This window comes from Nocardia sp. NPDC006630 (genome assembly GCF_040611495.1).
Taxonomy (GTDB): domain Bacteria; phylum Actinomycetota; class Actinomycetes; order Mycobacteriales; family Mycobacteriaceae; genus Nocardia.
Genome location: NZ_JBEXOK010000006.1, coordinates 86,241 through 105,378, shown reverse-complemented (window position 1 = coordinate 105,378; position 19,138 = coordinate 86,241). Strand labels below are relative to the sequence as shown.

General features: G+C 66.7%; 24 protein-coding genes. 9 read left to right on the top strand and 15 right to left on the bottom strand.

The genetic code is table 11. The features are described 5' to 3' along the window. The first annotated feature begins 213 nt into the window (after nt 1-213). Complete coding sequence (locus ABZX86_RS18765) at nt 214-624, top strand: SdpI family protein (protein WP_355125044.1); 411 nt, start codon at nt 214-216, stop codon at nt 622-624. A gap of 7 nt (nt 625-631) precedes the next feature. Here ABZX86_RS18765 and ABZX86_RS18760 read toward each other — a convergent pair whose 3' ends face one another. The 3 genes from ABZX86_RS18760 to ABZX86_RS18750 form a co-directional block, all read right to left on the bottom strand. Continuing rightward, a complete protein-coding gene (locus tag ABZX86_RS18760; RefSeq protein WP_355125042.1) occupies nt 632-1,060 on the bottom strand; it encodes a GNAT family N-acetyltransferase in 429 nt (142 codons plus the stop codon). Between the two features lie 14 nt (nt 1,061-1,074). Then, a complete protein-coding gene (locus tag ABZX86_RS18755) occupies nt 1,075-1,371 on the bottom strand; it encodes a hypothetical protein (RefSeq protein WP_355125040.1) in 297 nt (98 codons plus the stop codon). A gap of 73 nt (nt 1,372-1,444) precedes the next feature. Then, nucleotides 1,445-1,840, bottom strand: coding sequence for a DUF4345 domain-containing protein (locus ABZX86_RS18750; RefSeq protein WP_355125038.1), 396 nt, complete (start codon nt 1,838-1,840; stop codon nt 1,445-1,447). 87 nt (nt 1,841-1,927) lie between these two features. Here ABZX86_RS18750 and ABZX86_RS18745 point away from each other — a divergent pair, with 87 nt between their 5' ends. Beyond that, complete coding sequence (locus ABZX86_RS18745) at nt 1,928-2,536, top strand: helix-turn-helix domain-containing protein (protein WP_355125036.1); 609 nt, start codon at nt 1,928-1,930, stop codon at nt 2,534-2,536. Here ABZX86_RS18745 and ABZX86_RS18740 read toward each other — a convergent pair. The 3 genes from ABZX86_RS18740 to ABZX86_RS18730 form a co-directional block, all read right to left on the bottom strand. Continuing rightward, the gene (locus ABZX86_RS18740; protein WP_355125034.1) at nt 2,533-2,805 is read right to left on the bottom strand and encodes a hypothetical protein; all 273 of its coding nucleotides are present in this window, start codon (nt 2,803-2,805) and stop codon (nt 2,533-2,535) included. The two genes, ABZX86_RS18745 and ABZX86_RS18740, sit on opposite strands and share 4 nt — an antisense overlap. A gap of 200 nt (nt 2,806-3,005) precedes the next feature. Further along, nucleotides 3,006-3,875 carry a DUF692 domain-containing protein gene (locus ABZX86_RS18735; protein WP_355125826.1) on the bottom strand — a complete coding sequence of 290 codons (870 nt, stop codon included), beginning with the start codon at nt 3,873-3,875 and terminating at the stop codon, nt 3,006-3,008. 284 nt (nt 3,876-4,159) lie between these two features. Further along, nucleotides 4,160-5,131 carry a TIGR04222 domain-containing membrane protein gene (locus tag ABZX86_RS18730; protein WP_355125032.1) on the bottom strand — a complete coding sequence of 324 codons (972 nt, stop codon included), beginning with the start codon at nt 5,129-5,131 and terminating at the stop codon, nt 4,160-4,162. 121 nt (nt 5,132-5,252) lie between these two features. Here ABZX86_RS18730 and ABZX86_RS18725 point away from each other — a divergent pair, with 121 nt between their 5' ends. Further along, complete coding sequence (locus ABZX86_RS18725) at nt 5,253-6,221, top strand: bile acid:sodium symporter family protein (protein WP_355125030.1); 969 nt, start codon at nt 5,253-5,255, stop codon at nt 6,219-6,221. On the opposite strand, the gene ABZX86_RS18720 is transcribed toward ABZX86_RS18725, so the two are convergent. From ABZX86_RS18720 to ABZX86_RS18705, 4 genes are read right to left on the bottom strand one after another with little or no spacing between them, the layout of a single operon-like run. Further along, nucleotides 6,175-7,275: an aminotransferase class I/II-fold pyridoxal phosphate-dependent enzyme gene (locus ABZX86_RS18720; protein WP_355125028.1), complete on the bottom strand. Its 1,101-nt coding sequence runs from the start codon at nt 7,273-7,275 to the stop codon at nt 6,175-6,177. The genes ABZX86_RS18725 and ABZX86_RS18720 overlap by 47 nt on opposite strands. Further along, on the bottom strand, nt 7,272-8,315 hold the full coding sequence (locus tag ABZX86_RS18715; RefSeq protein WP_355125026.1) for a 3-oxoacyl-[acyl-carrier-protein] synthase III C-terminal domain-containing protein: 1,044 nt from the start codon (nt 8,313-8,315) through the stop codon (nt 7,272-7,274). Before ABZX86_RS18715 ends, ABZX86_RS18720 begins: the two co-directional genes overlap by 4 nt. An 11-nt stretch (nt 8,316-8,326) precedes the next feature. Further along, nucleotides 8,327-8,986 carry an SRPBCC family protein gene (locus ABZX86_RS18710; RefSeq protein ID WP_355125024.1) on the bottom strand — a complete coding sequence of 220 codons (660 nt, stop codon included), beginning with the start codon at nt 8,984-8,986 and terminating at the stop codon, nt 8,327-8,329. A 2-nt stretch (nt 8,987-8,988) separates the two neighbouring features. Further along, nucleotides 8,989-10,815 (bottom strand): thiamine pyrophosphate-binding protein, encoded by a 1,827-nt coding sequence (locus ABZX86_RS18705; protein ID WP_355125022.1) that lies wholly within the window; start codon nt 10,813-10,815, stop codon nt 8,989-8,991. Nucleotides 10,816-11,002: 187 nt separating this feature from the next. Between ABZX86_RS18705 and ABZX86_RS18700 the strand changes: the two genes are divergently transcribed. The 3 genes from ABZX86_RS18700 (at nt 11,003) to ABZX86_RS18690 (ending at nt 13,385) form a co-directional block, all read left to right on the top strand. Next, nucleotides 11,003-11,518: an EXLDI protein gene (locus tag ABZX86_RS18700; RefSeq protein WP_355125020.1), complete on the top strand. Its 516-nt coding sequence runs from the start codon at nt 11,003-11,005 to the stop codon at nt 11,516-11,518. Between the two features lie 140 nt (nt 11,519-11,658). Beyond that, a complete protein-coding gene (locus tag ABZX86_RS18695) occupies nt 11,659-12,618 on the top strand; it encodes an ATP-binding cassette domain-containing protein (RefSeq protein WP_355125018.1) in 960 nt (319 codons plus the stop codon). Next, entirely contained in the window at nt 12,615-13,385 is a 771-nt protein-coding gene (locus tag ABZX86_RS18690; protein WP_355125016.1) for an ABC transporter permease, read from the top strand. Before ABZX86_RS18695 ends, ABZX86_RS18690 begins: the two co-directional genes overlap by 4 nt. A gap of 60 nt (nt 13,386-13,445) precedes the next feature. Here ABZX86_RS18690 and ABZX86_RS18685 read toward each other — a convergent pair whose 3' ends face one another. Genes ABZX86_RS18685 through ABZX86_RS18675 form a run of 3 tightly spaced genes read right to left on the bottom strand, consistent with a single transcriptional unit; the run spans nt 13,446 to nt 15,325 of the window. After that, nucleotides 13,446-14,159, bottom strand: coding sequence for a zf-HC2 domain-containing protein (locus tag ABZX86_RS18685; protein ID WP_355125014.1), 714 nt, complete (start codon nt 14,157-14,159; stop codon nt 13,446-13,448). Further along, a complete protein-coding gene (locus ABZX86_RS18680) occupies nt 14,156-14,662 on the bottom strand; it encodes a sigma-70 family RNA polymerase sigma factor (protein ID WP_327142776.1) in 507 nt (168 codons plus the stop codon). The genes ABZX86_RS18685 and ABZX86_RS18680 overlap by 4 nt, the downstream gene beginning before the upstream one ends. 48 nt (nt 14,663-14,710) lie before the next feature. After that, nucleotides 14,711-15,325 carry a YqgE/AlgH family protein gene (locus tag ABZX86_RS18675; RefSeq protein WP_355125012.1) on the bottom strand — a complete coding sequence of 205 codons (615 nt, stop codon included), beginning with the start codon at nt 15,323-15,325 and terminating at the stop codon, nt 14,711-14,713. Between the two features lie 85 nt (nt 15,326-15,410). Between ABZX86_RS18675 and ABZX86_RS18670 the strand changes: the two genes are divergently transcribed. Continuing rightward, a complete protein-coding gene (locus ABZX86_RS18670) occupies nt 15,411-16,172 on the top strand; it encodes a lysophospholipid acyltransferase family protein (RefSeq protein ID WP_355125010.1) in 762 nt (253 codons plus the stop codon). 35 nt (nt 16,173-16,207) lie between these two features. Here ABZX86_RS18670 and ABZX86_RS18665 read toward each other — a convergent pair whose 3' ends face one another. After that, nucleotides 16,208-16,540 carry a GNAT family N-acetyltransferase gene (locus ABZX86_RS18665; protein ID WP_327142773.1) on the bottom strand — a complete coding sequence of 111 codons (333 nt, stop codon included), beginning with the start codon at nt 16,538-16,540 and terminating at the stop codon, nt 16,208-16,210. A 97-nt stretch (nt 16,541-16,637) separates the two neighbouring features. Here ABZX86_RS18665 and ABZX86_RS18660 point away from each other — a divergent pair, with 97 nt between their 5' ends. After that, nucleotides 16,638-17,762 (top strand): glycerate kinase, encoded by a 1,125-nt coding sequence (locus ABZX86_RS18660; protein ID WP_355125008.1) that lies wholly within the window; start codon nt 16,638-16,640, stop codon nt 17,760-17,762. 22 nt (nt 17,763-17,784) lie between these two features. Here ABZX86_RS18660 and ABZX86_RS18655 read toward each other — a convergent pair whose 3' ends face one another. Further along, nucleotides 17,785-18,129, bottom strand: a complete 345-nt coding sequence (locus tag ABZX86_RS18655) for a helix-turn-helix domain-containing protein (RefSeq protein ID WP_355125006.1) — start codon at nt 18,127-18,129, stop codon at nt 17,785-17,787. A gap of 138 nt (nt 18,130-18,267) precedes the next feature. Here ABZX86_RS18655 and ABZX86_RS18650 point away from each other — a divergent pair, with 138 nt between their 5' ends. Next, on the top strand, nt 18,268-19,137 hold the full coding sequence (locus ABZX86_RS18650; RefSeq protein WP_355125004.1) for an NAD(P)-binding domain-containing protein: 870 nt from the start codon (nt 18,268-18,270) through the stop codon (nt 19,135-19,137). Nucleotide 19,138 lies beyond the last annotated feature (1 nt).

Sequence of the window (19,138 nt, the reverse complement as noted above, 5' to 3'; positions counted from 1 at the left end):
TGCCCTCTTGTCCTAGCCGATCCTCTATAAGGTCGTTCACCAGGTTAAAGCGTGCAGGTCCCCGGCCCCAAAAAGGGTAGGAACCTCGCACCCCGGCACGCCGTGAGTTTCTTCGGGTCGGCGCGCCGCCGCCCGGACTGTATGACCGGATTCCCGGCGGTGACGGGCGGGCCGGGAACCGCGCCGCGGCGCGGCACAGGTAAATTGACCCCCGTGTTGGTTGTAGCGGTCATTCTGTTTGTCCTGTCGGCGGTGGCCGTGGTCACCGGAGTGCTCGGACTCACCGGCACCCTTCCGCCGAACCGCATCTTCGGTGTTCATACCGATGAAGCCGTGCGGACCGAGGAGAACTACCGCCTCGCGAACCGTGTGGCCGCACCGGCGTCCCTCGTGGCGGGCGTCCTGCTGGCCGCGGGTGGCGGAGTCGCCGTGGTCGCGGGTGGTCTGCCCGCCCTCATCATTTCGGTGCTGACGCTGGTCATCGCGGTCTTCACGCTCGGCGCCGGCGCCACCGCCGCGGCCAATGCGCTCGCGGCCAATGCGCCCGCTCCCGAGGTCGGCGGCTGCGGCAGCGCCTGCGGTTCGTGCTCGCTGCGCGATGCCTGCGCGCCCGCCGCCAACTGATTTCCGGCTACCCGAGGTCCTTGCGCATCCAGATGTGCGGGATACCCGCGTCATCACCGATATCGCCGTAGGCGTGATAGCCGAGTCGTTCGTAGAAGCCCTGTGCGTGGGTCTGCGCGTGTAGTTCGACCGCGATCAGCCCGCGTTCGCGCACCCGCTCCTCGATGGCTCGCACCAGCGCGACCCCGAGGCCGGAGCCCCGGGTTTCGGCCAGTACCGCCAGCCGGCCGAGCACGCCCACGTCCGCGCGGACGATCAGGCGGCCCGCGCCGACCGGCTGCCCGTCGAGGCGGGCGAGGAAGTGATCGGCCGTCTCATCGAGCTCGTCGAGTTCCAGTTCCTCCGGCACGCCCTGCTCCGCGACGAAGACCTTCATGCGGACGGCATAGGCGTCGGCCAGCTCCTGCTCGGTGCCGACGGTGATGACCTCGATCATGAGGCCAGCATGCCTCAGTGCTCGTCGTAGTGACCGTCGTGGGCCGCGTGCCGATGGCCGTCGTGGATGTAGTCGACGTGATCGCCGTGCGGCACCGACACATGCCCGCACCCGTCGCCGTGCTGATGGTCGTGGCTGTCGTGTGCGGTGTGCGCGGCGGGCTCGCACTCGTCGAAATGGCCGTCGTGCTCGCGGTGCAGATGGCCGTCGTGCACATAGTCGACATGGTCGCCGTGTGGAATGGCAACGTGTCCGCAACTCGCGCCGTGCTCATGATCGTGATCGGTGTGAGCAGCATGGGTCTGTGTCATGGAGCTTCCCTTCCGAGATGGTGGGTGCAATCCAGCAAACAGGTAGGGACATTAGCACCCATGCATTCGTGGGTTACACCCGCGCGATCTCGGCCGGGCGGCACACCGCGCGAACCAGGAGATAGTTCAGCACCGGGATGACGAGCTCCACCGGAGTCATCAAGACGTAGAACCAATTCGGCTCACCGCTCACGATCCAGGCCAGCGTTCGGGCCAGGCCTCCGGCGAAGAAGATCAGGCCCAGCAGGTTGATCGGAAGACCCTTGGTTTCGACGTCCCGTGCACACCACAGCAGTGCGAGACCGTAGGCGAGGAAAAGGATTGCGTAGAACCGCATATCGGAGTCGATGGTGGCATTGACCGACCCGCCGCCGATGATCGTGGACGTGCCGAAGAGCAGGTGCGCCACCGCGATTCCCACGCAGACCACCCCGAATACCACCAGCCACACCTGCAGAATTCGTCGCATGGGCACCCCTATTAGACGACTGTTGAATAGTGTGACGGTATGCGCCTCGCCCGTCGTGCGTCAACCCCCGCCACCTACGATGACCACGTGCCCAGCCGTCGCCGCCTGACCCCCGAGCAGCGCCGTGACGAGCTGATGGACGCCGGCGCACAGCTGTTCGGGGAACGCGGTTTCGAGGACATCGCGATGGAGGACATTGCCGCGCACGCGCAGGTTTCGCGGGCGCTGATGTACCACTACTTCCCCACGAAGGGTGAGTTCTTCGCCGCCATCTGGAAGCGGGCGCACGACCGGCTGCTCTCGGAGGCGACCATCGACCCCGCCCGGTCCGTACGTGCGGGTGTGGCCATCGCGCTCGCGGCGCACCTGGACTTCTACCAGGCACATGTACCGCTGGTATTCATCGCGAATCGCAGTGCGGTGGCGACCGATCCGGCGGTGCGCGGACCGGTCGCCGACGATCTGACCGCGATCTGCAATCGCATCCTCGACGCCTGTGCGGCCACGGGCCACACGCGGGATCTGGCTGCGGCGGCACTGGCGGGATGGATTGCGTTCATCCGCGAGGTCGCCATCGAATGGCTACTGCACCAGCGGATTTCGCGCGCCGAGGCGCTGCAGCTGTGCATGGACGCACTCGATGCCACCGCCGGCGCTCACCTCGACCTGAAAGCCGTTCCGGTGCAGGCGAATTAGCGCGATCGCTGCCGCCATTTGCGCCGGGGGAGTGGGATTCCGATGTCGTTCGCGAAAGCGGCCGCGTCCTGTGCGGTGGTGGTCTTGGGCCGGGTACGTGCCCACTCCAGGAAACGGGCGGTGAAATCCGGTCCACAGGCGTGCGCGAGCAGCGGGAAACGATGCGCCACTTCCCCGGCGCGCTTGTGCAGCAGCGCATGTGCGGTGGCCGAGAGGTCCGCCGCGTCGAAGCCCGGAGGAACCGCCGCCCCAGCAACCAGTGCGCGCACGACTGCCGCCTGCTGCTCCGCGAGGCTGGCTGACGCGGTTATGCCTGTCGGGCTAGCCGGCGCGGCCATGCCTACTGGGCTGGCTGATACGGCCACGTCTGCTGCGCTAGCCGACGGGGCCATGCCAATTGGGCTGGCTGACGCGGCCACGCCTGCTGCGCTGGCTGACGCGGCAATGCTTGCCGGGCTGGCTGATTTGGTCATGCTTGCGGCTCCGGCGAGCGAACCGTGATGGGCGGACGCTGGGCGGCGGTGGCGATGGTATTGAGCTCATCGAGCAATTCGGCTGCGGGCGGGTAGTTTCCGTCGCGCTCGAGCAGGAGCGGCACCGAGCGGCCGGCGGCGAATTCGGCGACCAGGGCCAGTACCTCCACGGGCACCGCATCGCTGTGCGTGTCGTGATAGCGCCCGCCGGTCTCCCGTCCGCCGGCCACATGGCAGTAGGCGAGTCGTTCGGTCGGCAGCCGCAGCAGCTCGGTGAGCGGATCGCGGGAGGCATTGCGGGCGTTGGCATAAACGTTCGCGATATCGAGCAGCAGGTGAACTCCGGTGCGCTCCACCAATTCCCGGAGGAATTCGGCCTCGGTGAACTCGGCGTCCGGCCACTCGAACAGGGCGGCGATATTCTCGACCGCGAGCGGCACCTCCAACTCCCGCTGAGTCCGGGAGATATTGCGTACCAAGGCATTCAGACCTTCGCGAGTGCGCGGTACCGGCAGCAGATGCCCCGCCTCCATCCCGCCCGCCCGAACGAACGCAATGTGCTCACTCACCAGCGGCGCCCCGAGCGCCCGCGCACACGCCGCCAAATGCGCGACCCGCCGCTCATCCACCGCCTCCGCACCCCCGAGCGACAGCGAAATCCCGTGCGGCACGGCAGGTATTCCGCGCGCGATCAGCGCAGCGAGCTCTTCGGGAACCGCAACCTCGGCTTGGGAATCACGCCGTCCAACCAGACCGGTGATCACGGCCGAAGCTCGGCCGACCAGATGATCAGACCGGGCCGGACCCGCGACCAGCGACTCCGCGATGACCTCACAGAATCCGATCCCGTCCAACGCGTCGATCATCCCGCAGATCTCGCGCCGCCACCCGATGCCGATCGCCCGGCCCGGGAGCAGGAGATCGGTGGAGCCTCCGAATGTGCTGCCGTCCAGTACTTTTCCGGACCTCTCCGGCACGTGACTTGCCCTTATCGCTGCCGCGACTCCCTCGGCCGCAGGCGCTGTCAGCTGGGCTTCATGCGCTGCAGGCTCCGCCGAGGACGCCGCTCTCTCGGTTCCACGCGCTGCCGGGTCCGCCGTAGCCGCTGCTATCTCCCCCGCGGGCGCTGTCGGCCGCGACTTCAGTCTCGTCATCCGCCGCATCCGCTCCCACATCCGCCGCCGCCGCAGCTACTGCCGCAACTGCTACTGCTGCAGCTACTTCCGCTACTTCCGCTGTCGCCGCTGGAGCAGTTGCTGCCGGAGTCGCCGCCGCCCGAGCCGGTGAATCCGCCGCCGGTCCAGAGGGCTCCGGTCGCGTGGGCGAGGGCCGGATCGAGGCTCACCAGCACTGTTGCGCCGAAGAGTGCGGTGGCCAGGGCGGCGCTGTCGGGGCCGTACGCGCTGTAGGCGGGGGCGTTGTGCGGGCGCAGATGTCCGTTGCGGCGGACGGATTCGTCGGCGGCCCGGCGTCCGAGGCGGGTCAGGCGCGGTGGCCGCAGGATCAGGAGCGTGCAGATCAGCACCGCGATCAGCACCAGAATCAGGTAGCCGACGCCGTGCCGATTGGCCACGCCCGCGATGACGCGCAGCACTCCGAGCAGGAACAGCGCACCGAGCGGAAAAGCGGCCAGCAGCAGGGAGTTCCGCTGTTCGGGGCCGATCAGATAGCCGCGGTCGGTCAGATTGCCGCGCAGGGTGGTGAGTGGTTCGCGCGCGACCGCGGCCAGGGACGGAATATTCCGGCGCCGGGTATCGGCGCTGATCAGATAGGCGTGCAGGGAGCGCGAAACCGGGTCCAGCGCACGTTCTTCGATGTCGGTCGGGTGCCGCGTCGTCGCGCCGGCGGAATTGATGAGCTGGTATCCGCGCAATTGGGCGAGACCGGTGACGACGGGCCGCTGGTCGTCGAAGAGCATGGCGGTTTCGGTCGGTAGGAGCGGCCGGACGGATTGGTCCGTGCCGTGCGCGTCCCGCAGGACCATGGCGCGCCTGCCGAATCCGTAGAGCGCGGCGAGGATTCCGGCCAGGGCGTAGAGGCTCAGAAAGGTCGGGCCTGAGATTCCCCAGGTATCGGCGGCGGCCGCGCGCGGTGCGCCGGCGAGGGCGGTCCAGGGGTCCATGGCGATTCCATCCTCGGAGTCGTCTGTTCGTACAGCGTCTGGAAACACAGATCAACATGAGTATCGCCGAGGTACGGGTGCGGTGTTAATCCAGGAAATATGGGGTGATTAGCCTGGTTCGGTGCGATTTCTCAGCAAGTTCTACATCGACGGCTTCATCCTGTCGATTCTCGCCACCGTCGCTGTGGCCAGCGTCTTCCCGGCGCGAGGTGAGGCCGCGACGGTGGTGACCTGGCTGACGAAGATTGCCATCGCATTGCTGTTTCTGCTGTACGGCGCGCGGCTGTCGTCACATGAGGCGGTCACCGGTCTCAAGCACTGGCGGTTGCACATCACCGTGCTCGCCTGCACCTTCGTGCTCTTCCCGATTCTCGGTGTTGCCGCGCGAGTGCTGGTGCCGCACGTACTGACCGACGATCTCTACACCGGACTGCTGTTCCTGTGCCTGGTGCCGTCCACGGTGCAGTCCTCGATCGCCTTCACCTCGATCGCCAAGGGCAATGTGGCGGGTGCGATCGTGAGCGCGACGCTCTCCAATCTGCTCGGCGTCTTCCTCACACCCGCCCTGGTGATCCTACTGATGAACACCACCGGTCAGGCGAAGGTCGATCTGTCCTCGATCGGCGATATCGTGCTGCAGCTGCTGGTCCCGTTCTTCCTCGGCCAGCTGATCCGCCCGAAGGTCAAGGGTTTCCTGGCCCGCTATGCGGAGCCGACCAAGCTGGTGGATCGCGGCTCCATCCTGCTGGTGGTCTACAGCGCCTTCAGCGCGGGCATGGTGGAGGGCATCTGGCATTCCATGTCCCCGTGGCGGATTCTGCTGCTGGTCCTGGTGTGCTGCGTGCTGCTGGCACTGGTGATCGCCGCGACCTCGGCGCTCGGCAAGGCCGTGCACTTCGATCGCGGCGATCGGATCGTGGTGGTGTTCTGCGGATCGAAGAAGAGTCTGGCCACCGGGCTACCGATGGCGACCGTCCTGTTCGCCGGCCATCCCATCGGCCTGATCGTGCTGCCGCTCATGGTCTTCCATCAGATCCAGCTGATCACCTGTGCGGCGCTCGCACAACGCTGGGCTCGGAGCGCACCGTGAGCGACAGCACCCGGCTGTCGTCCCGGCGCAGTGGCCGCGCACCTGTGGCCGGCCGGGCGGCCAGGGCCTTCAGTACCGCGCGTCCGGCGGTCGGATCGCCGACCGCGATGCGCGCGCTGCCGTCCGGATAGCGTTTGGCCACGATCCCGGCGCGTGCGAGTGCCGGTGCGACCTCGCGGCCGGGCAGGTAGAGGAAGTTCGCGCTGCTACGCGGCACCCGAATGCCATTGCGCCGCAGTGCTGTCCGCAGTAGTTCCCGCTCGGTGGTGATGCGCAGGATGCGCTCCCCGAGTTCGGCCTCCGCCGCATAGGAGGCGGTCACCGCCGCGACGGCGGCCGACGGCGTCCCGAACGGCAGTTGCAGCCGGTGCACGCGCCGCACCAGTTCCGGTGCGCCGAAGGCATATCCGATGCGCAGTCCGGCGAGCCCGTACGCCTTCGAGAAGGTGCGCAGCACCAGCACATTCGGGTGCCGCCGCACCAACTCCACGGTGTCGAGCGTGTCTGTCGCGCCGAGGAATTCGATATACGCCTCGTCGAGAATGACCGGCACCGTGGCCGGTACCGAGTACAGGAACGCCTTCAACTCGCTGGCCGGAACGACGGTGCCCGTCGGATTGTGCGGCCGGCACACCGCTACCAGCCCGGTGTTCTGGTCCACCGCCCGCGCCATCGCCCACAGATCCTGCCGCCCCGACGAGTCCAGCGCCACCGGATGCGAGCGCAGCCCGACCATCCCGCTCATGATCGGGTAGCCGTCGAAAGTCGGTGTGGCGAAGACGAATCGAGCACCGGGCGCGGGCAGCGTCTGCATGATCTGCATGGCCACCCCCGTCGCGCCCGATCCGACCACCACCTGGTCCGGGTCCACGCCGATATGGTCCGCGATGATCCGGGGCAGGGCGCGCGGCAGGAATTCCGGATAGCGATTGGCCTTCGCCAGACTGTCGTCGAGGGCGCGCATGACCGAAGGCAGTGGCGGAAAAGGGTTCTCGCTCAGACTGAGATCGAAGCGCACCGTCTCGAAGCGATAGGCCTCCAGCGACGCACTCATCGTGCCGCGCCCCAGCGCACGGCCGCCGCGCCCGCGAAATCTCCCGCATGCGCGAAGGCCGACATGAGCACGACCGAACCATTGCGCAGCCGTCCCGCCTGGTTCTCGGTGTCGAGGGTGACGGGAATGCCTGCGGCGAACAGATTTCCGCACTGGTCGAAGGTATCGGGATGTCGTTCGGCGGGCAGTTCCAGCGCATCGTGCCAATTGCGCAGGAAGAGCCGGTTGGGCTGATTGGTCACCAGCGTGTCGATATCGCTGCTCTTCACACCGATGCGCTTGCACACCTCGTGCGCCACCTCGGGCACCAGCCGGTTGCCGCGCGCGAACACCTTGGCCACCTTGGATTCGGTGAAGCTCACGCAACCCTGACCCTCGCCGGGCTCCCAGTACTTGCGGTCGGAACCGGTGGAGAACTCCATATCCCCGGCGAATTCCGGATAGGTGCGGCATTCGATATCGAGAATCGGTGCGGTGTTGTTCTTCACGAGAAATCCGACGCCGCAACCGTCCCCGGGCACCGGGGCCTGTGCGAGCTTACGGATCTCGGACTGGGTGAAGACCGGCCCCGCGCAGTTCTGCGTGGCGACGATGAGCGCGGTGCGCGCATCGGAACTCTGCATGATGGTGCGGGCCAGCCACATCATGTGTACGAAGGCGGCGCATCCGCCGTTGTGCACATCGAAGACGTAGCGGGGGTTCATATTCAGGCGGCGCGCCACCTCGCCACCCGCGCCGAGCACCGGATTCTCCGGCAGCTGGGTATGGGTGATGAGAATATCGATCTTCGAAAGTTCTTGTGCACCATGGCGTTCGATGAGGGGCGCGACCGCCTGCTCGGCCATCTCGTGCACCCGTGTATCGCGGTGGACGTGGTGGCGGCCCTTGGGTGCGCGGAACATGACGTTCTTGGCCATGCGCTCGGAGCGGGAGAACTGGGTGAAGTATTCCGTGCCGACCGACTCGCCGGGCAGATAGCTGGCCACATCGACCAGGCTGACCGGGGGCGGGATCCGGTGGGTGGGGTCCGTGAAATCCATGGTGCGCCTGCCTACTTCATCCAGTCGGGGGTGAGCGGGAGCCCGTGTGCGGCGCGGTACTCGGCGATCGCCTTGAGGTTGTCCATTTCCAGCTGGTGCCCGGCGGAGAACATCTCCCAGAAGTCGCCGACCCACACCTTGCGGCCCTCGGGTGCGGCGTCCGGGTAGGGATTCCGGTCGTAGAACGGGTGATGACAGTTGGTCCACAGCACCACCGAACCGGGCTTGTCGAACACCACCTGCGCGTCCACCACCCGCATCAGGTAGATCATCCACAGGTGCTTGCTCTGATCCCACGCACAGTGGTAATCCACCGTCATGGCATCGGGATTGGCGACCGTGCGGGTGTAGATGCGGGTATTGGGGCCCAGCCGGTCGAACGACTCCCACAAACCCGGCTCCGCGGTTTCGGTGAAGCCGCGCAGGCTGTAGGTCCACTCCTCCAATGAGCGGGTGTCCGAAAGATATTCGTACAGCTCGCGCGGAGGCGCCTCGATATAGGCCTGGACCGGGCAGTAGTCGCCGAAGATCTGATCGTGCGGGTACACCGACCGGAGCATTTCGAGGATGACGGGCGTGGTGGCCTCGCGATCGGAGTTCTCGATACGCAAGAGTCCGGGCACCACCCCCTCGGGGATATCGCTGAGTGCTGGCAGGGCGCTGGTGGTCACGATTACCTCCGCGGTGCCGTCAGGAACGGCGTGAAAGGTGGGATTTCGTCGGGATCGCAGTCGACGGCGATGAACGACGGACCTGGACTGCCGACGCAGTGCCGAAGTGATTCGGCGAGATCGGCGCTGGTGATGGGTGCGTGTGTGCACAGATCCGGGAACATGGCCGCGAGACCGGCGCCCGGATACGCCGGTCGAAATCTGTTGAAGCTGTACCGATCCCCGTAGTACAGCTGTTCGCGAGTTATGCACATGGCATGTGCGTTGTTGTTGAAGACGATGAAGGTGATCGGCAGGTTGTGTTCGATCGCGGTGTGAATCTCCATGCCGTGCATGAAGAACGCACCGTCACCGGCGATGACGAAGGTGCGCCGCATACTCCCGTCCGGGCGCTCCGACCGTGCGAAGGCCGAGCCGATACCGGCCCCGAACGCATACCCCATCCCGCCCATCCCCAGGGCGACCGTGAACCGGCCGTCCCGCGGCAGCCGCAGGTGATGCACCACCGCCGCACCGGTATTCCCGGCATCGGCGAAGACATCAGACCCCTCGGGCAGCGCGTTGTTGATGGTCTCGACCACCTCGCGGTACCGCAGTCCGGGACCTTCCGGGGGCGCCTCGCCGGAGCGGTCGCCGTGCTCGGCCCGGACGGTGGTGATCGTGGCGCCGGAACTGCCGGACGCTGTGGATAGACCTGTGGCAGTTGTGGATAGATCTGCGACCCCACCCTCGTCCGGCACCAGTTGCAGACTGAACCGGATGTGCCGCGGACCGTCCGAGGCCGCCTCATCGCCCGTGCCGCGCAGGTGAACTGTTGTGGCAGCGGTCAATTCACCGATCAGCTCGGCGAGCGTGAGCGCCAGATCGGTACTGCGCGCGTGGATCGAGCCCAGGAACGGGATCTCGCCGCCGATGCTGGCGAGCGGCACCTCCGCCAGCGCCTCCTCCAGCCCGGCGCGGGCGGTGACGGGCATGCGGGTGCCGATGAGCAGGCAGAGGCTGGCCCGGTGCAGCGCCTCGATGAGTCCCGGATGCCCCATGCTGCCCGCCACGCCGCAGAATCCGGGATCGGCGTGGTGATAGACATCCTTGGCGTCCGGGGCCACGCCGACGGCGGCATCGAGCACCGCGGCGAGCTGTGCCAGTTCGCCGCGTGCGCTGTCCCGCGCGACCTGATCACCGGCGATGATCACCACCTTGCCGATGACCCGGGCGGCCTGCAAGGTATGCACAACCCTCCACAGGCTCTCGGTATCGCGGCGATAGGCGCGCGGCGGCGGGACGAATGCGGGCGCGACGAGTTCCGCCTGCTGAACGTCCTTGGGCAGCAATAACACCGCCGGACCGCCGTACTGGGCGGCATGGACGGCGCGGGTGAGGTGAGCGGGCAGGTCGGCGGGGGCCTCGACGCGGGCGCAGTAATGCGAGATCGGCGTGAACAGCCGAACCGCGTCGAAGGCGCCGGCCCGCCCGCTCGTGTCCTGGAAGGCGCCCTTGCCCTCCAGAACGGTCGGTGGCTGCCCGACCAGCGCGAGTACGGGCACGCGGGAGGTGAAGGATTCGGCCAGTCCGGCGACCAGATTCATGGCCCCGCCGCCGGAGGTGGCCGCGACCACGCCGAGGCCGGCGGTGGAGCGGGCGTAGCCGTCTGCCATGGTGGCGGCGGAGAATTCGTGCTTGGCGACCACGGCGGTGACCAGCTCGCGATGATCGAAAGCCGCGTCGTAGAGATCCTCGATATTCGCGCCGTCGACGCCGAATATATGCCGCACGCCCAGCTCGGAGACGGCTTTGACCAGGTGATCCACCACGCGTGTGCGAGTGTGCATGGAGGCGGCTCCCTTCGGTGCCTGACACCGGACTCCCGAGTCTGTACTCGGGATACGAATGCGAGCGGTTGCCGGTTCAATTCGACGGCCCGGCGCGAGTCCTCCTGATCGCCTTTCCCCCGTGGCGGCGAAGCAAACCGGACCGGCCCTCTTGCTATGTATGTATACGTCTACGTATAGTTGGGTCATGCCGAACAAGACGATCTACGTATCCGATGAGGACCTCAAGCTGTTTCAGCGCGCGCAGGAGCTGGTCGGGGGCAATCTGTCGGGCGCGATCGTGACGGCACTGCGGCGCTTCATCGAGCTCGAGGAGGACCGCGTCGAGGGCTACGACGAGGTGGTCCTGAAGGTCGGCAAGGACGGGGTGCGGCAGATCCGCTTCTCCGGCGTACTGCTGACCGAGTGGCACCAGGTCGGCGACAAGCGCGTCGAGGACATTCGGGTGTACCGCACACGCAAAGGCGCGTACGCGGTGCACAGCCACTTCTCCTACTGGAGTGAATTCCCGACCGATACCAACATTCTCAAGGACTGGAAGCAGTGGCGGCGCTTTCTCGGTGTGGGCGAACAGGATTGGGGTGACTACCTCTTCGAGGTCGTCGACACCGTGGGCGAGCTGGAGGGCAAGATCCCCGATCGGCTCTTCGCCCGCGTAGTCGATATCACCGAGCATCGCGTCATCGAAGTGCTCGACATCTGAGCCCTGGCGGCCCGGACGGCCTGTCGCACAAGGTAACTCCGTCGAATAACTGAACACGTAGCAGCTTTGATCGCAGCCCAGCGGTCACGGCTCGGGTAAGCCATGCATTCATGCGTACCTATTGATGAGAAAGGGACCCCATGACCACCGCCCATCGCCCGGCAGCCATCGCGGCTGCGGGTCTGTGCAAATCGTTCGGGGAGCACATCGTGCTCGACCGGATCGACTTCACCGTTCCCGAAGGCAGCATCTACTCGCTGCTCGGTCCGAACGGCGCGGGCAAGACCACCACCGTGCAGATCCTGTCCACGCTGATCAAGGCGGACGGCGGCGACATGCGGGTCGGCGGTTACGATCTCGCGACCCAGCAGGACGACGTTCGCTCGGTCATCGGCGTCACCGGACAGTTCTCCGCCGTCGACGAACTGCTCACCGGCCGCGAGAACCTGCTGCTCATGGGCGACCTGCACCATCTGCCGGGTAGTGAAAGCCGCCGTCGCGCAGCGGATCTGCTGGAGAAGTTCGATCTGGTAGACGCGGGCGACAAGGTGGCGTCCGGATATTCCGGCGGTATGACCCGCCGCCTCGATCTGGCCATGACCCTGGTCGGCGAGCCGCGCATCATCTTCCTCGATGAGCCCACCACCGGCCTCGACCCGCGCAGCCGCCGGGTCATGTGGGACATCATTCGGGATCTGGTCGCGGGCGGTGTGACCGTCTTCCTCACCACGCAGTACCTGGAGGAGGCCGATCAGCTGGCCGATCGCATCGCGGTGCTGCACCAGGGCCGGCTGGTCGCGGAGGGCACGCCCGATCAGCTCAAGCGGCTGGTGCCGGGCGGCTATGTCCGGCTGGATTTCAACGATCGGGCCGAACTCGATGATGCCGCACGGGCTTTGGGCAACGCCGCCCAGGTCAACGGCGATCTCACCCTGGCCGTGCCGAGCGACGGCGGCGTGCGCTCGGTGCGCGAGGTGATCGACCGCCTCGACGCCGCCGGTATCGAACCCGCCGGACTGTCCGTGCACACCCCAGATCTCGACGACGTCTTCCTGGCCCTCACCGGTGGCCACGCTCCCGAAAAGGAAAACTCCCGATGAGTAGCACTGCGTTCGCCGATTCGAAAACCATGCTGCGCCGGAATCTGGTGCACGCCAAGCGGTATCCGGGCATGACCATCGGCGTGCTGGTCATGCCGATCGTCATGCTGCTCATGTTCAACTACATCTTCGGCGGCGCACTGCGGGGCGCGACCGGCGGCGCCAAGTACATCCAATACCTGACACCCGGCATGATGCTCATGATTCCGTCGTACATGATCGCGGGCATCGCGGTGTCGATCAATTCGGATATGACCAAGGGCATCGTCAATCGCTTTCGCACCATGCATATTTCGCAGTCGTCGGTGCTGACGGGTCAGGTGGTCGGCACGTGGATCCAGGGCATGGCGGGCGTGGGCCTGATGACACTGGTGGCCGTGCTCATCGGCTTCCGGTCGCACGATGCGGGGGTGCTGGGCTGGCTGGCCGCCTTCGGCCTCATCGGCCTGACCGTCTACGCGCTGAACTGGCTCGGCGCGGGTTTCGGCCTGGTCGCGCAGAATCCGGAGAGCGCGAGCAATCTGGCCACGCCGATCCTGCTGCTGCCCTTCCTCGGCAGCGGTCTGGTGCCCACCGACACCATGCCCGCCGGTGTGAAGCAGTTCGCCGAATACCAGCCGTTCACCCCCATCACCGAAACCCTGCGCGGACTGCTGATGGGCACCGAAATCGGCCACAACGGCATTCTCGCCATCGCCTGGTGCCTGGTGCTCGGCGGTGTCGGATACTTCTGGTCCACCTCGACTTTCAAGCGTAAGACGAGCTGATCGCACACCCTGCGCGACGCGAAAACGACGCACCCCCTCGGGTGCGTCGTTCTCGTGCGTTCAGAGTCCGGCCGCCAGCAGCACCTTGCCGGTGGCATTGCGGATCTCCACCGATTTCACATCGCCCGGCGTGGCCGAGGTGGTGCCGTCCGGGGTGAACACCTGGCCCGGCTTCGCCGTCCACTCCGCCAGTTTCGACTGGGTCCCGTCGGCGCGCACCACCCACAGCGACAGCTGCCACGCGTAGATCTCGTTGGACGGCGGGTAGTTGCAGATCATGTCCACGCGCGTCTGCCCGTTCACCGAGAGCAGTTTGTAGGTGGCGACGATCGGGGTTTCCGCCTGAGCCTGCAGCGGCCCCTGGGCCACCACCTGCTCGATGGCCGGAACGTCACGCTCGGCGAGGGTGGCCGTCACCGGCACCGCGATCAGGGCGGTGGCCGCGGCCGCCATCACCGCGCCGCCCACCGACCAAAATCGCTTGCGGCGCTCCCTCTTCCGGGCCTGCTCCGCCAGCTGCGGCAGCATGCGCTCGGGCGGCGGAGGCACCGCGGTCGGCGGATCCTCCTGCGCCGCAATGGAAAGCGCCGTGTCCTCGTCCACCAGCGCCAGCAGTCCGGGTAGCCCGGCCAGCTTCGACACGGCCGTCCGGCAGTGGTCGCAGGTCGCCAGGTGGTCCTCGTACTCGCGGCGTTCGTCGCGGGCCAGGGCGCCGAGCACGTACGACCCGTCCCACGTGGTGTAGCCGTCACAGAGGTCGTGGCCCTCCGTCATCTCGTCACCCCCATCTCCTGTAGCACCAAACGCAGTGCCCGCATGCCGTAGTGCATACGGGACTTCACCGTCCCCTCCGGGATATCCAATTCCGCCGAGATCTGGTGGGTGGACAGGCCCCGGTAGTAGGCGCGGACGATGACCTCACGATGATCGATGGTCAATCGCGCCAGTGCGTCGGCTACCAGCCAACCGTCCAGTGCCCTATCCGATTGATCCGGCGTCGGCACCTCCGGCGGATTGTCCGTACGGAATTCGCGCCGGCTTCTGGCGCTGCGATGCTCGTCCACCGCCAGATTACGGGCCACCGTGAACAACCAGGCCCGGGCCGAGTTCGTGGACTGGTCGAGCACATTCGGCCGCTGCCAGGCCCGCAGTAGCGTTTCCTGCACAATGTCCTCCGCGCGGCCGGGATCTCCCACCAGGCCGTACGTGTATCGCCACAATGCGGCCGCATGCTCCTCGTAGAGCACCCGGAGCAATGCCGCCTGGTCGTCGGGCATCGGTCACCTCCGTACCCTCCACGACACAGACCGTGCCGACGGTTCAGTTCAGTTTCGTTCCACTTCGATCGGATGCGTGGCGAGCAGGGACAACGGCAGCGGCTGCCGGCGCAGGACCTGCGCCCACAGATCGGCGCGGCCCGCCAGCGGGTCGGTCGGCAGTGCGGACAGGACGATCCAGTCCCCGCGATCCAATTCACCTTCGAGCTGCCCGAAGGTCCAACCGGCATAACCGGCGAAAATGCGGATGCCCTCGACGAGTGGGGCAATGCGATCCGGGTCGGAGTCGAGGTCGACCAGGGCGACCCGGCCGTCCACCCGGCGCAGACCCGGGATGCCGGCGAACGAGGTGCCGACCTTCACCGTGGCCAGGCACAGCGCGGCATCACGTTTCACCGGTCCGCCGAGAAAGAGTTTGCGGGGCGGCGCCGCGAGTTCGGCCCAATTGGGGAGCACATCGTGCACGGCGGTATCGCTCGGCCGGTTCAGGACCACGCCCAGGCTGCCCGCGTCATTGTGCTCGATGATGTACACAATGGTGCGCCGGAAGGAGGGTTCCACCAGGTCCGTCGCCGACACCAGCAGAGTCCCAGGGCGTACCACCTGGTCCTCATGCCGGAATTCGCGTCGAGAACGGTCACCGTGTTCTTCTGCGCGTGCCACTCAGTCATCATTCCACCGCGACAGGCTCTTTGCCTTGTTAAATTCCGTCTCTGCTCAATTGCGCCGCCCCCGCTAGGGTGACGGCATGGAACGTCCCGAGGTAATCCTCGAGAACAATGACGCGGTGTACGACTTCTATCTCGATCATCAACAGAATCTGTTGAAGGCGCGTGCGGCCTACTGGCTGCTGGGCCGGCGGTATCGACCGCGGATCTCGTACGCACCGGGGGCGCGGGATCGGCTGCGTGAGTTGATCTCCCAGCGCCGGCCGCTGCTCATCGCGGTCAATCATCTCTCGCAGCTGGACCCCTATACAGTCGCTGCCGCGGCCTGGGGGAGCGTGCTGCGACCGGTCATCGGGCGAACCCGGGTGCTGGCCAAGGACGAGCTGTTCCTGGAACCGGAACTGCGCCGGCGCATCGACATGATGGGCGGGATTCCCGTTTTCCGCGGTAAGGACCACGGACTCCGCGCGGTGAACGCGGCCGGACAGCGCATGATCGATATCTGTGCCGAGCGCATGGCGCGCGGCGACGGGGTGGCGGTCTTCCCCGAGGGCACCTGCAATGACGTGGACCCGGCCCACGTGCAGACCGTCGGAACCGGCATCGGGCACATCGCCTTCCGGGCCAAGAAGCTCGGGGCCGATCCGGTGCTGGTGAGCCTGGGCCTGAGCTACGGGCCGCGCCCGGATCCGAAGGTGGAGCCCACCAAGGAGGAGGCCAAATCGGCCAGCTTCTATTTCGGGGCGCCGGTGCCGGAGCTGCCCACCAAACCCGCCGAGATCACCCGCATCGTGCGTGATGAACTGCAGACTGCGCTCGACGGAGCGGTCGCCGCCTACTGACGGACTGTCCGGCCGCCCATTGCCGCGGCAGATACCTATTGCTGCGGCAGATTCAGGCGCTCCCGCGACCACTGCGGCACCAATGCCAGGTACTCCGGCCGGGATTCGACAAAATGGTGCACCATCGGGCACATCGGCAGAATGCCGAAGCCCGCGTCCCGGGTCTGATCGAGCGCACCCTGTACGAGTTTGCGGCCGTACCCCAGACCTTCGAACTGCGGATAGATCTCGGTGTGCACGAAGGCGCGCTCGTTGGCGGTGTCCTGATAGGCGGCGACGCCCGCGAGGTATCCGTCCACGTACAGCTCGAAGCGATCCAGTTCGACATTCTTGCGAATTTCGACCGGCACATGCGGCTCACTCGGCATGCTGCGACGCTAACCGGTTTGCCCAGGCAATTTGTCCGTATCTGGTTTCCGGCGTTCCGGGCGTGTCGCATGGGCGGAAATCGGTGAGACTGAGCGGGTGACACATGCCGGACCACACCGGGTGATCCTCGCCCCGGACAAATTCAAAGGCTCGCTGACCGCCGCCGAAGTCGCGGCCGCGCTCGCCCGGGGCATCGTGCGCGCCGCACCCGGCGCCGAGGTGCGACAGCTGCCCGTCGCGGACGGCGGGGACGGAACGGTCGACGCCTTCCTCGCGGCGGGCTGGGAGCGGGTGCCGGTGCAGGCTCTCGGCCCGACCGGCAGGAAGGCCGACACCGCCTACGCTCGCCGGGGCGATACCGCCGTGATCGAACTCGCGGCAGTGGTCGGCGTGGTGAAACTCCCTGGCGGAGTACTCGATCCGCTGGGCGCGAGCACCTACGGACTCGGTCTGGTCATCGCGGACGCCCTGGATCGCGGGGTCCGCGACATCGTGCTCGGCCTCGGCGGCAGTGCGTCCACCGACGGTGGAGCGGGCATGCTGCACGCTCTGGGGCTCCGCATTCGCGATGCCTCCGGCACCGAATTGTCTTGGCCTGAAATAGTTCTCGGTCACGGTGACCGGGTCGATCGTACCGGCCTGCATCCGGCACTGGCACACACCCGCATCACTCTCGCAAGCGATGTCGACAATCCGCTGCTCGGCCCCACCGGAGCGGCCGCCGTCTATGCGCCGCAGAAGGGTGCGGGTCCCGCCGAGATCGCGACTCTCGAAGCAGCCCTGACGATCTGGGCGCACCTCATCGGCCCCGAATGGGCGGACAAACCCGGCGCGGGCGCCGCGGGCGGCACCGGCTTCGGCGCCATGGCGGTGCTCGGCGCGGTCCCGCGCTCCGGCATCGACGTCGTCCTCGACCTCGTCGACTTCCCCGCCCACCTCACCGGAGCCGACCTGGTCATCACCGGCGAGGGCTCCCTGGACCTGCAAAGCCTGCACGGCAAAGCACCCATGGGCGTAGCCACCGCCGCCCGCCGCGCGGGTATCCCGGTCGTAGCGGTGTCCGGTCGCCTGCAACTGACCCCCGATCAGTGGCGCGCCGCCGGATTCGCTGCCGCCTACGCGCTCACCGATTTGGAACCAGACCCGGTGCGCTGCATGGCCGATGCCGCGACCCTCGTGGCGCGCGTCGGCGAACGCCTTGCCGAGCAATTCATGATGTGAGGTCAGTGCGGAGAGGTTCGGATCAAGGGGTGGGGGCCAGGAGTCGGGTGCGGTTTCGGTCGCCCCAGTTTTCCAGGGGGCGGAGGGCCTGGTTGAGGTCTTCGCCGAGGGGAGTGAGGGAGTACTCCACCCGGGGTGGGATTTCGGGGTAGATCTCGCGGTGGACCACACCGCTGGATTCCAGGTGGCGCAGGTTCTCGGTGAGGACCTTCTCGCTGACACCCGTGAGCAGGCGGCGGATTTCGCCGAAGCGTTTCGGGCCGTCGCCCAGCACCCACATGAGGTGCAGTTTCCATTTCCCGCCGACCACGTCGATGGCGACGGACATGCCGCACACGTCGTGATCCGCGTCACCGCCGGTATTCATCGCGGACCTCCTGACCGTATTTCGAACCTGCAGGTAAGCAACCGCACATGCAGGTGCGGTCTTCCCGAGGCTACCGATCAGGGCCACCATCGAATCGGCGCCGACACCATTCCAGCGACAATTCGAAGGGGACACACCATGTCTCAGCAGCCGCGTTCCGTCACCGTTCTGGGTCTGGGCCCGATGGGGCAGGCCATGGTCCGGGCCTTCCTGGAGGCCGGCGTCGAGGTCACCGTGTGGAACCGCAGCGCCGAAAAGGCCGACGCCCTGGTCGAACTCGGTGCGAAGCGGGCCGCCACTGTGGCGGAGGCCCTGGATGCGAACGAGGTGGCGGTGCTCAGCCTCACCCACTACGCCGCCATGTACGACGTGCTCGGTCAGGCGCCGGAACACCTGGCGGGCAAGGTGATAGCCAATCTCTCCTCGGATTCACCGGAGCAGACGCGCCGGGGTGGGGCCTGGGTGCGTGCGCACGGTGCGGAATTCCTGTCCGGCGGCGTCATGTCGGCGGGCGACAATATCGCGCATCCGGCCTCGTACATCTTCTACAGCGGTCCGCGCGAGGTCTTCGACGTGCACGCCGAGTTGCTGCGCCCGCTCAGCCCGCAGGAGTACCTGGGTGTGGATGACGGTCTGGCGCAGGTCTTCTACCAGGCGTTGCTCACCATCTTCCATCCGTGGATGCTGGCCTTCGATCAGGCCCTGGCACTGATCACGAACTCCGGCAACGAGATCGACCGCTTTCTGCCGTTCGCATTGCGCTCCAACGAGGCGTTTCCCTACTTCATGACCGATTTCGCCGCTGCCGCGAAAGCCGGCGGCTGGGGTGATCGGGCCCAGCTGACCATGATGGATGCCGGAGCACAGCACGTGGTCGACGCCAGTGTGGAAGCGGGCGTGGACGCTTCGCTCTCCCGCAGCGCACAGGCGCTGTGGCGCAAGGCGATTGCCGCATCGGAGAGCGCAGGTACGCCGGTACCGGTGTATGCGGTCATGCGCGGCGCCTGAC

Coding starts and splice junctions, on each gene's coding strand:
- ABZX86_RS18715 (WP_355125026.1), bottom strand. CDS start 8,315: ATGGATTTCACGGACCCCACCCACCGGATCCCGCCCCCGGTCAGCCTG.
- ABZX86_RS18700 (WP_355125020.1), top strand. CDS start 11,003: ATGCCGAACAAGACGATCTACGTATCCGATGAGGACCTCAAGCTGTTT.
- ABZX86_RS18655 (WP_355125006.1), bottom strand. CDS start 18,129: ATGAATACCGGCGGTGACGCGGATCACGACGTGTGCGGCATGTCCGTC.
- ABZX86_RS18735 (WP_355125826.1), bottom strand. CDS start 3,875: ATGATCGACGCGTTGGACGGGATCGGATTCTGTGAGGTCATCGCGGAG.
- ABZX86_RS18650 (WP_355125004.1), top strand. CDS start 18,268: ATGTCTCAGCAGCCGCGTTCCGTCACCGTTCTGGGTCTGGGCCCGATG.
- ABZX86_RS18690 (WP_355125016.1), top strand. CDS start 12,615: ATGAGTAGCACTGCGTTCGCCGATTCGAAAACCATGCTGCGCCGGAAT.
- ABZX86_RS18670 (WP_355125010.1), top strand. CDS start 15,411: ATGGAACGTCCCGAGGTAATCCTCGAGAACAATGACGCGGTGTACGAC.
- ABZX86_RS18720 (WP_355125028.1), bottom strand. CDS start 7,275: ATGAGTGCGTCGCTGGAGGCCTATCGCTTCGAGACGGTGCGCTTCGAT.
- ABZX86_RS18685 (WP_355125014.1), bottom strand. CDS start 14,159: ATGACGGAGGGCCACGACCTCTGTGACGGCTACACCACGTGGGACGGG.
- ABZX86_RS18695 (WP_355125018.1), top strand. CDS start 11,659: ATGACCACCGCCCATCGCCCGGCAGCCATCGCGGCTGCGGGTCTGTGC.
- ABZX86_RS18730 (WP_355125032.1), bottom strand. CDS start 5,131: ATGGACCCCTGGACCGCCCTCGCCGGCGCACCGCGCGCGGCCGCCGCC.
- ABZX86_RS18750 (WP_355125038.1), bottom strand. CDS start 1,840: ATGCGACGAATTCTGCAGGTGTGGCTGGTGGTATTCGGGGTGGTCTGC.
- ABZX86_RS18760 (WP_355125042.1), bottom strand. CDS start 1,060: ATGATCGAGGTCATCACCGTCGGCACCGAGCAGGAGCTGGCCGACGCC.
- ABZX86_RS18665 (WP_327142773.1), bottom strand. CDS start 16,540: ATGCCGAGTGAGCCGCATGTGCCGGTCGAAATTCGCAAGAATGTCGAA.
- ABZX86_RS18680 (WP_327142776.1), bottom strand. CDS start 14,662: ATGCCCGACGACCAGGCGGCATTGCTCCGGGTGCTCTACGAGGAGCAT.
- ABZX86_RS18705 (WP_355125022.1), bottom strand. CDS start 10,815: ATGCACACTCGCACACGCGTGGTGGATCACCTGGTCAAAGCCGTCTCC.
- ABZX86_RS18755 (WP_355125040.1), bottom strand. CDS start 1,371: ATGACACAGACCCATGCTGCTCACACCGATCACGATCATGAGCACGGC.